The sequence below is a fragment of the Pseudohalioglobus lutimaris genome (genome assembly GCF_002866825.1).
GTDB classification, from domain to species: Bacteria; Pseudomonadota; Gammaproteobacteria; order Pseudomonadales; family Halieaceae; genus Halioglobus; species Halioglobus lutimaris.
Window position 1 is genome coordinate 1 of the sequence record NZ_PKUS01000060.1, and the last position, 5,840, is coordinate 5,840.

General features: G+C 55.6%; 4 protein-coding genes. 3 read left to right on the forward strand and 1 reads right to left on the reverse strand.

The features are described from left to right. Positions 1 to 246 precede the first annotated feature (246 nt). Positions 247 to 2,331, reverse strand: a complete 2,085-nt coding sequence (gene fusA / locus C0039_RS20725; RefSeq protein ID WP_075999087.1) for an elongation factor G — start codon at positions 2,329 to 2,331, stop codon at positions 247 to 249. Positions 2,332 to 2,615: 284 nt separating this feature from the next. Between fusA (C0039_RS20725) and rpsL the strand changes: the two genes are divergently transcribed. The 3 genes from rpsL to fusA (C0039_RS20740) all read left to right on the forward strand — a co-directional run bounded on the left by rpsL (position 2,616) and on the right by fusA (C0039_RS20740) (position 5,720). Further along, positions 2,616 to 2,987: a 30S ribosomal protein S12 gene (gene rpsL, locus C0039_RS20730; RefSeq protein WP_007230799.1), complete on the forward strand. Its 372-nt coding sequence runs from the start codon at positions 2,616 to 2,618 to the stop codon at positions 2,985 to 2,987. Positions 2,988 to 3,101: 114 nt separating this feature from the next. Then, positions 3,102 to 3,572: a 30S ribosomal protein S7 gene (rpsG, locus tag C0039_RS20735; RefSeq protein WP_075999086.1), complete on the forward strand. Its 471-nt coding sequence runs from the start codon at positions 3,102 to 3,104 to the stop codon at positions 3,570 to 3,572. Between the two features lie 36 nt (positions 3,573 to 3,608). Beyond that, positions 3,609 to 5,720 (forward strand): elongation factor G, encoded by a 2,112-nt coding sequence (gene fusA, locus C0039_RS20740; RefSeq protein ID WP_075999085.1) that lies wholly within the window; start codon positions 3,609 to 3,611, stop codon positions 5,718 to 5,720. The last annotated feature ends 120 nt before the right edge of the window (positions 5,721 to 5,840 follow it).

Sequence of the window (5,840 nt, forward strand, 5' to 3'; positions counted from 1 at the left end):
AGCAACCCCGCTAATCTGCGATGAACCTTTTTTTTGTCCCGGGGTTTTGCGTTGGGCTGTCAGTTTGCAAAAGGCGGGGTGTTGATGGGTCGACGTCGCCGCGAAGGGAAGTCATCTGAGGGTGTGGGGTACTCAACCGGGGAGCGCTTCCCGGGCCGTATAGCTGTTAGCGATAGCTTTGTTTGCCACGCGATGAAGTCAAAAAAAAGGCCGGCATAAGCCGGCCTTTTCCAGGTTGCTGCGGTGTTAGCCTTTGGCTTTACGCTCCTTCACTTCAGCAATGACTTCCTCTGCAACGTTCTGCGGGCAGGGCAGGTAGTGCGAGAACTCCATGGAGAACTGGCCGCGGCCGGAAGTCATGGTACGCAGGTGGCCAATGTAACCAAACATCTCGGAGAGCGGCACATCTGCCTTGATGCGCACGCCTGTTGGGCCCGCATCCTGATCCTTGATCATGCCACGGCGACGGTTCAGGTCACCAATTACGTCGCCAACGTGATCATCCGGGGTGAACACGTCCACTTTCATGATCGGCTCGATCAACTGCGCACCGGCCTTGGGCATGGACTGGCGGAAAGCGCCCTTGGCTGCAAGTTCGAAGGCGATAGCAGAGGAGTCCACGGCGTGGAAGCCACCGTCGTAAAGCTCGATCTCGACGTCCAGTACCGGGAAGCCGGCGATGGGGCCTTCTTCCATCATGCTCTTGAACCCTTTCTCGATCGCCGGGAAAAATTCCTTGGGAACATTACCGCCGACTACAGAGGAGGTAAATGCGAAACCTGTTCCGGGCTCACCTGGCTTGATGCGGTAATCGATCTTGCCGAACTGACCGGAACCACCAGACTGCTTCTTGTGGGTGTAGGAGTCTTCGATTTCCTGGGTGATGGTCTCGCGGTAGGCTACCTGGGGCTTGCCGACTTCCAGTTCAACGCCGTAGGTACGCTTGAGAATGTCGACCTTCACGTCCAGGTGCAATTCGCCCATACCCCTGAGGATGGTCTCACCGGAGTCCTCATCTGTCTCTACGCGGAAGGAGGGGTCCTCTGCGACCATCTTGCCAATCGCTATACCCATTTTTTCAGCGCCGCCCTTGTCTTTAGGGGCCACAGCAATGGAGATTACCGGCTCGGGGAATACCATCGCTTCCAGGGTACAGGGGTGCTTGGGGTCACACAGGGTGTGGCCGGTCTGCACGTTCTTCATACCTACAATAGCGATAATGTCTCCGGCCTGGGCCTTGTCGAGTTCGGCCCGGTCGTTGGCGTGCATTTCCACCATCCGGCCAATACGCTCAGTCTTGCCGGTAAAGGAGTTGAGGATGGTGTCGCCCTTGTTGAGTACGCCGGAGTAGATGCGTACGAAGGTCAGGGCGCCAAAACGGTCGTCCATGATCTTGAATGCCAGGGCGCGCAGGGGCTCTTCTGTCGAAACCAGGGCGGATTCACCGGTCGGCTCACCAAACTCATCGGTAAGCGGCTGCGGGTCAACCTCGGTAGGGCTGGGGAGGTAGTCGACTACCGCATCCAGGATAAGCTGAACACCTTTGTCCTTGAACGCAGAACCACAGTAGGTTGGGAAGAAGTCCAGCTTGCGCGTGCCTTCACGAATGCAGCGTTTGAGATCTTCCATGGCCGGCTCATTACCGTCCAGGTAGGCTTCCATGAGGTCATCGTCCTGTTCAACAGCAGCCTCGATCAGTTTCTCGCGCCACTCCTCTACCTCGTCGACCATGTCCTCAGGTACGTCGGTGATATCATAGTGCTCAGGGTTGCTCGGATCCGGCCAGATATGGGCTTTACGCGATAGCAGGTCTACTATACCGATAAAGCTATCTTCGCGGCCTATTGGCAGCACCATTACCAGTGGGTTGGCGCCCAGCACGTTCTCAACCTGCTTGACTACGCGCAGGAAGTCGGCGCCGATGCGGTCGAGTTTGTTGACGAAAATAACGCGTGCAACTTCAGATTCATTGGCATAACGCCAGTTGGTTTCGGACTGGGGCTCGACCCCGCCGGAGCCACAGAAAACACCTATGCCGCCATCGAGAACTTTCAGTGATCGGTAAACCTCGACAGTGAAGTCCACGTGTCCGGGAGTATCGATGACGTTGAGCCGGTGGTCCTTCCAGAAGCAGGTGGTAGCAGCGGACTGAATAGTGATACCGCGCTCCTGCTCCTGCTCCATGAAGTCCGTGGTCGCGGCACCGTCGTGTACTTCGCCGGTCTTGTGAATCTTGCCAGTGAGCTTGAGAATACGCTCCGTGGTCGTGGTTTTACCGGCGTCAACGTGGGCGAAAATACCGATATTTCTGTAGTTTGATAAGTCAGACATGAGTGATCTCAATCGTTAAGAGTTTGGCCGAAAAAAACGGCCGCTAGAGTACAGTAAATCGGCCGCTATTGGGAGCAATAAACCAGCTAATTTGTACCGCTGTGGTCTCTCGGCCTAAAGGCGCTTACGGGTTGACTCCCCGGGCACGCGTCTATAGAATGCCGCCTCCTCTTTTTCGGGGTGACTGCGTGCGTCCTGTCGTCAGGTCGATGCGCTGGTCCACTGATATATCGAGGGGCGGCCCCCGGGTCGGGAAATAAAACTTTTTTTGGAGTTCTAACTGAATGGCCACGATCAACCAATTGGTTCGTAAGCCCAGGAAGCGCAAAGTAGAGAAGAGCGACGTACCCGCACTGCAGAGCTGTCCGCAGCGCCGCGGCGTTTGTACGCGCGTCTACACTACCACGCCGAAGAAACCGAACTCTGCACTGCGTAAAGTCTGCCGTGTGCGCCTGACCAATGGTTATGAGGTTTCCTCATATATCGGCGGCGAAGGTCACAACCTGCAGGAACACAGTGTGGTTCTGATTCGCGGCGGTCGTGTGAAGGATTTGCCTGGTGTGCGTTATCACACCGTGCGTGGCAGCCTGGACACCTCAGGAGTAGCAGATCGTCGCAACGGTCGCTCCAAGTATGGTGCCAAGCGTCCCAAGTAAGTCCTGCGAGCGTTAGCTGGCTTGTGAAGATGTAAGTAAGGCCGAACCCCTGCCTCCTCGTAATTGTGGCAGGTCGGTGTTTGGATAAACCTGAAGAGATAGAAGGGCAATATCATGCCAAGAAGAAGAGTAGTCGCCAAACGCGAAGTACTGCCAGATCCTAAATTTGGCAACGTGACTTTGGCAAAGTTCATGAACCACGTGATGATCAGTGGTAAGAAATCCGTCGCAGAAAGCATCGTCTATGGTGCTCTCGACATTGTTCAGGAGAGACTGAACAAGGATCCTCTGGAAGCATTCGACGAAGCACTGGAAAATATCGCCCCCATGGTGGAAGTGAAATCTCGCCGTGTTGGTGGTGCTACTTATCAGGTGCCGGTTGAAGTTCGCCCCTCCCGCCGAGTGGCACTGTCCATGCGCTGGCTGGTTGAGTACGCCCGTAACCGTGGCGAGAAATCCATGCGCCAGCGTCTGGCCGGCGAAATCATCGATGCCTCGCAAGGTAAAGGCAACGCCGTCAAGAAGCGTGAAGATGTTCACCGCATGGCAGAAGCTAACAAGGCGTTCTCTCACTACCGTTTCTAAGCATTTTCTCAGCAACCCATTTTCGAGGAAATCAACGTGGCACGTCAGACACCGATCAACAGATACCGAAATATCGGTATCTGCGCGCATGTGGATGCGGGTAAAACCACAACCACTGAGCGCATCCTGTTCTACACGGGGCTCTCCCACAAGATCGGGGAGGTGCATGACGGCGCCGCGACCATGGACTGGATGGAACAGGAGCAGGAGCGCGGGATTACCATTACCTCCGCGGCTACTACCTGTTTCTGGAAGGGCATGGATGCCCAGTTTGACCAGCACCGCGTTAACATCATCGATACCCCCGGGCACGTGGATTTCACTATTGAAGTCGAACGTTCCCTGCGTGTGCTCGATGGTGCGGTAGTAGTGCTTTGCGGGTCCTCCGGGGTCCAGCCCCAGACAGAGACTGTTTGGCGTCAGGCCAATAAGTATGAAGTGCCGCGGATGGTGTTCGTCAATAAGATGGACCGTGCCGGGGCTGATTTCATGGCAGTGGTAAGCCAATTGCGCGAACGCCTGGGTGCCAACGCGGTGCCCCTGCAGATGACCATTGGTGCAGAGGATGGGTTCAAGGGTGTCGTTGACCTGATCGAGAACAAGTCGGTTCTCTGGAGTGAAGCGGACCAGGGTATGACCTTCGAGTACGCTCCGGTTCCGGCTGATCTGGTTGACGTGGTCGCAGAGATGCGGGAGTACATGATGGAGGCGGCGGCAGAAGCCAACGACGAACTCATGGAAAAGTACCTCGAAGAAGGTGAGCTGAGTAAAGACGAGATCAAGCAAGGCATCCGTGCACGCACGCTGGCAAACGAAATTGTCCCGGTGCTGGGTGGCTCTGCCTTTAAAAATAAAGGTGTTCAGGCTGTTCTGGACGCGGTAATCGAGTTCATGCCGTCACCCACTGAGGTGAAGCCGATAGAGGGTACGCTGCTGGACGCCAGCGAAACCGTGGAGACACGCGAAGCGGACGACAATGCCCCCTTTGCTGCCCTGGCGTTCAAAATTGCTACCGACCCCTTCGTCGGCACCCTGACCTTCTTCCGGGTTTATTCCGGCAAGCTCGAGTCTGGAACCGGTGTATATAACTCCGTGAAGCAGAAGAAAGAGCGTGTCGGTCGTATGGTGCAGATGCACTCCAATAGCCGCGAAGAAATCAAGGAAGTGCTGGCTGGCGACATTGCAGCTGCCGTGGGGCTGAAAGATGTCACCACCGGCGATACGCTGTGTGACGCGACCAGGCCTATCGTACTTGAGCGTATGGAATTTCCCGAGCCGGTTATTTCAGTAGCGGTGGAACCCCGTTCGAAGCCGGACCAGGAGAAGATGGGTGTTGCGCTGGGCAAGCTTGCGCAGGAGGACCCTTCCTTTCGGGTAAAAACCGACGAGGAGACAGGGCAGACCATCATTTCCGGCATGGGTGAATTGCACCTGGATATTATCGTTGATCGTATGCGTCGCGAGTTCAGCGTGGAGGCCAATATCGGCAAGCCGCAGGTGGCCTATCGCGAAGCTATTCGCAACACATCAGAAATTGAGGGCAAGTTTGTACGCCAGTCAGGTGGTCGCGGCCAGTATGGACATGTGTGGATAAAGTTTGAGCCCGGTGAGGACTCTTCAGCAGAAGGGCTTGAGTTCGTCAATGAGATCGTAGGCGGTATTGTTCCGCGGGAGTACATTCCTGCCGTACAGAAAGGTATCGAGGAGCAGATGCAAAACGGTGTTCTTGCCGGTTACCCGCTGCTGGGCCTCAAGGCTACTCTGTATGACGGGTCGTTCCACGACGTTGACTCCAATGAGATGGCGTTCAAAATAGCGGCGTCCCTGGCGACCAAAAAACTGGCGCAGGAAGGCGGGGCGGTGCTGCTTGAGCCCATTATGGCTGTTGAAGTGGTCACTCCCGAGGAAAATATGGGTGATGTCGTGGGTGATCTCAACCGTCGCCGCGGAATTATTGGCGGCATGGACGAAAACCCTTCAGGCAAGGTCATCAGCGCGGAAGTGCCCCTGGCAGAAATGTTTGGTTACGCCACGGACCTGCGTTCGGCCACCCAGGGAAGGGCGACCTACACCATGGAGTTTTCCAAGTATGCAGAAGCCCCCAGTAACGTGGCCGACGCGATTATTTCCAAGACCGTAACCCGGTAATTTGAAATCAGGAGCAGATCTTGTACTCTGCTTCTTCCAAAAACAGGAGCCAGGAAGATGGGCAAAGAAACATTTGAACGTACTAAGCCCCACGTAAACGTGGGCACCATCGGTCACGTT